This is a genomic window from Anaerolineae bacterium, assembly GCA_014360855.1.
Lineage (GTDB): Bacteria > Chloroflexota > Anaerolineae > JACIWP01 > JACIWP01 > JACIWP01.
Window position 1 is genome coordinate 2,525 of sequence record JACIWP010000176.1, and the last position, 4,411, is coordinate 6,935.

Below are 4,411 nucleotides of genomic sequence, written 5' to 3' on the forward strand. Positions count from 1 at the left end.
TAACCACCAGCAGGAGCATGCCGGCGCTTATCCAGCGGCGGAACAGCGGCCGGCGGGCAAAGAGCTGAGGGACCAGCAGTCCCCCGATAAGCACCATCAGCCCACCGAGGACGTTGGGGTCCACGGACGTGCCGATGGCGCGCATGGGCAGTTCGGGATTGTCCTCGATATAGCGCAGGACACCGGCGCCGGTGGGGTAGTTGAAGCGCCCCAGGGCGGAGAGCAGGCGGATGGACCATGCCGGCGGGATGAAGTACAGGAAGATGCCGATGGCCGCTTCGGCCGAGCCGGCCAGGGCAGTGGCCTGCAGGACCTGGCGGAGCTGTGCCGGCGTGCGGATGGTGTTCAGCACCACGAAGAACAGCCCGATGGCGATGAGGATTTCAGCGAAGTGGCGCAGGACGTACATCGTCAGGCGGGTATGGGTCAGGCCGGCGATGAACGAGGCGCAGGCCAGTGCCAGGAAGAGGAAGACCGTCCATCCCAGCGGCGAGGCGATGAACTCCTTGCGCCGGCCGGTGACATAGGCGCTGATCCAGACGAAGTACAGCACCACCAGCACCAGATCCAGGAAGGTCGGCCGGAAGCCGATGTCCACCGGCAGGGCGCCGAAGGGCAGGAGACAGGCCACCGTGACCACAGCGAAAAAGCCCCACTGCGTACTGCGCAACATCAGCAGGCCAGCTACCAGGGCGATGGAGAAGGCCGTCGCGAGCAGTGGCCCCAGCGCGGCCACGTAGGCGCCCACCAGCAGGCCGGCGCCGATGATCACCAGCGTCAGCGCCGCCAGGGCCAGCCGGCGGTCCTGCCCAAAGAATATCTCCTGCAGTCTATCTACTGCCCGGTTTGCCCGCATGCCGTGTCCTGCCTATCCTCACTGCTGAACCCGCACGGGTGTCAGCCGGATTCGGTTCCCGAGAGATGCTCCGCCATCGTCCACCAGCGCCAGCGGATGGGTGGCGCTGTCCGAAGGATATAACCCCACCTCCAGCCAGTAGGTGCCGGCCGGCACGCCGGCCAGCGAGAGATAATAGGTGTCCATCACCATTTCGCCTGGCCGCCAGAACGACGTGGGGTAATCCCCATCGAGGGGCGGCTTGTCGTGCTGGCTCCATATGTGGCCCTCTCTATCCACCAGGTGGACGAAGACCGTGTACTCCTCCTCCAGCGCGCGCTCTGTATGCCAGAATGCCTGCAGTTGCAGGATGCCGCTGGCGCCGGCCGGCGCCATATCCAGCGCGTAGCCGGCCAACACCATCCCGTTCTCCCAGCGGAACCGCGTCGGGTACGGGATAGTATACGACGCCGGCCCCTTTGGCGCCAATCGGAGGACGCCGGCAATCGTGGGCAGGGACAGCAGTCGGCCGGCGGCGTCGTAGGCCGGCAGGCGCTCCATCGTATCCAGGGGATACACGCCGACTTCCAGGCGCAACAGCGAGGGCGCCAATGCCTGGGGGTCGACGGCAATCTCGTACCGGTCCTTCACCACCTGGCCGGGCAGCCACAGGCTGGTCGGGTATATCCCCCAGCCGGGGTACGTGTCCACTGCCCCGACGATCTGCATGCCCCTGCCCCACAATTTCACGGTGATGTTGTAATCCTCCTGCATGGAGGCCAGGCACTCCCAGTACAGGGTGACATGCACGCTTTCCCCGGGGTGTACTTCCGCCCCTGAGATTTCCATGCCCACCAGTCGGATGCTTTTCCCGAAGGTCAGGGGGTCAATGCGCGCTGCGGCCGGCACCTCCTGCTCCGTCAATATCGGCGGGCGCGCGTAGGCCGGCTGAATGACCAGGAAGGGGCTGAGGATGGACAGGGCCAGCAGGCCGGCCGGCAGGGGCAGGAGCCCCCGCAACCGCCATTCTTCTGGCCACCACTGCGCCAGGCCTATCACCAGAAGGATCATGAACGAGGCCATGGCGGGGAAGAGCAGGCGTCCCTGCGTGCCCATGGTGATGGTGGTCCAGCGCAACAGGGAGATACACATCAGCGTCAGCCAGGCGCCCATCAGGGCGGCGGCCGGCCGGCGTGCCAGCGGTGCACTGCGCCGGCGCAGCGCTCCGAGGACCAGTCCCAGGCCGGCCAGCAGGGTGATGCCGTCCAGCACCTTGTACACGGCCTCGGGCAGGAGAATGTTGAACCAGCCGAACAATCCCCAGAAGGAGATGCGCAGGCCGCGGAATTCGCCCCAGATGTCCGCCAGGGTCGGCCGGTCGGTGCGCCGGCCGACGATTTCCAGCATCGGGCGCAGGCCGGTCAGGTCGCCGTAGAGCGCGAGGTTGCGGACGAACCAGGGGCCGGCGATCAGCAGGGCGAGGCTGGCCATCAGACAGCCGGCCAGGAACGCCTGCTGCCAGGAAAGCCGTCGCCGCCAAAGCAGGTAGGCCAGGAGCAGGCCGGCCATCCCCCACAGGGCCAGCCCGCTGAGCTTGGCCAGGGGGGCCAGTCCCAGCGTCAATCCCAGAGGGAACGCATAGCGGGCCGGCCGCTCGCTTCCCAGCATCCGCGCCATCAGCCAGACCCCCAGGGTGCTCAGGAAGGTGATCAGGCTGTCGTTGGATACGGCGCTGTGGATGAAGATGAACTGGGGGGTGAATGCGACGCAGGCCGTCGTCAGCAGGGCCAGGTCGCGCCGGCGCAAGACCTCCCGCGCCAGGAAGTAGGTCATTACAACGGTGCCGCATCCCCACAGCAGGGAATACAGCCGCAGGACATGCACCGCCTGGACCGTCCCCTCATAAGGAAAATCCTCCCGCTCCGTGTGGATGATGCGGTTTTTGTTGCCGGGGTAGCGCGGCGTGCCGATGTTCGCCTGCGGGTTGAGCCAGATGATCTCGCCGGCGTCGCTGGTGTCCATGCCCCGGATGACCAGCGCTCCCAGCAAATAATACAGCGGGGGCTGGCTTCCTTCCTGCGCCCAGCTCTGCCGGCTTTCGGCCGCCCCCTGCACCGGCAGGCCTTTCCCATCCGCCAGGTGCTTGATGTAATAAAAATGCTGGATCTCGTCCGGCGCCTCAAAGATGGGCACCGTGACGTCGTACACGACCCCCAGCGCCAGGAAGAGCGCGACGACGGAGGCCACCAGCCAGGGGTGCCATCGTTCGGAAAAGCGCCGGCGGGGCACATCGGATGCCGGGAAGGGGGCTACGGTGCCGAACATCATGTGCCGTGCCGCCGGGAAAGCAGTTCGATGTAGAACTGCAGGGTCTCTTCTGCGATGGCCGGCCAGGTGAAGCGTTCCGAGAGCGCCAGGGCGCCTTTGCCCAGCCGCTCCCGCAGGCCGGCGTCTTCCATCAAGCGCTGTACCGCGCGCGCGATCTCCTCCGGGGAGGCCGGCGGCACCAGCAGGAGGTTCTCCCCGTCCTGGAAATAGTGGGCCGGCAGGCGTGGGGCGGTGGTCACGATGGGCCGGCCGTGGGCCAGCGCGGCCATCAGCGTTCCCCGCCGCGTGGACACGCCGTCGCGATAGGGCAGTACCACCGCGTCCGCCGCCCAAAGGGTGGCGCTGACCTCCTCGTTGGGCAGGTAATCGGTCCAGATCACATAAGGCTCCAGCCGGCTCTGCCGGATGCGCTGTTCGACGCGGTTCAGGTACAGCAAATTCGTCGGATCGCTGGAGCCGACCTTGCCCCCCACCATAATGAGCTTGACCGGCCGGCCTTCCCGCACCAGCAGTTCCAGCGCGCCGATGAGGTCCTCGCCCCCTTTCGTGACGTTGAGGAAGCCGAAATAGGCCAGGGCGAACTCATGGGGCTGGATGCCCCAGCGCGCCCGCCAGGCCTCGCGCGAGTAATCGGGGCTGGCCGGCGGCAGGATATTGGAGCCAATGGGGATGAGCCGGCGCGGCACCGCCGGCGCCCGCAGGGTCAGTTGGGCGAAATCTTCCTCGTTGGTGGCGATGACGCCGTCGGCCTGCTGGGCCAGGAAGTCGTTGACGCGCCGGCGCAAGGGGCCGGCGCCGCGGAACAGGAAGGGCATCCGCAGGTCATGGAAGGTCACCACCACCGCCGGCCGCTCCCGCCGGCGCCGCAACCACCAGGGGAAGAGGTTCACCGCCGGATGCATGCCGTAGGCGGCGGTCTGGTACTGGATGTTCACCACGTCCGGCCGGCTTTCCTCGAACAGCCGGCGGGCGGTCCCCCAGAACCCCCAGTTCCAGCGGGGCACCTCCGCCCGCACGGAACAGCCCTGACAGACCGCGCCGGCGGCCTGCTGTGACGTCAGCACCATCACCTGATGGCCTTTCGCCGCCATGGCCTCCGCCAGCCGCCAGGTGAAATCGCCGACCCCGCCCTGCATGGGGGGAAATTCGCCGCTGATAAGGCAGATGCGCACGATTCTCCTCCCTCTCCCTCAATTATCCCATTTCATCGAGACGTGAATCGGGCCTGACAGCCGCCGGCGCCGGCAG

Annotated in this window: 2 protein-coding genes and 1 pseudogene (1 of these 3 only partly in view); all 3 read right to left on the bottom strand. The window is 67.0% G+C overall.

The window, feature by feature from the left end:
• A pseudogene (locus tag H5T60_10075) lies at positions 1 to 856 on the bottom strand (O-antigen ligase family protein); it reaches 635 nt to the left of the window's first position.
• An 18-nt stretch (positions 857 to 874) separates the two neighbouring features.
• Entirely contained in the window at positions 875 to 3,163 is a 2,289-nt protein-coding gene (locus tag H5T60_10080) for a phospholipid carrier-dependent glycosyltransferase (protein ID MBC7242777.1), read from the bottom strand.
• Positions 3,160 to 4,335: a glycosyltransferase family 4 protein gene (locus tag H5T60_10085; protein ID MBC7242778.1), complete on the bottom strand. Its 1,176-nt coding sequence runs from the start codon at positions 4,333 to 4,335 to the stop codon at positions 3,160 to 3,162. The genes H5T60_10080 and H5T60_10085 overlap by 4 nt, the downstream gene beginning before the upstream one ends.
• Positions 4,336 to 4,411: the final 76 nt, after the last annotated feature.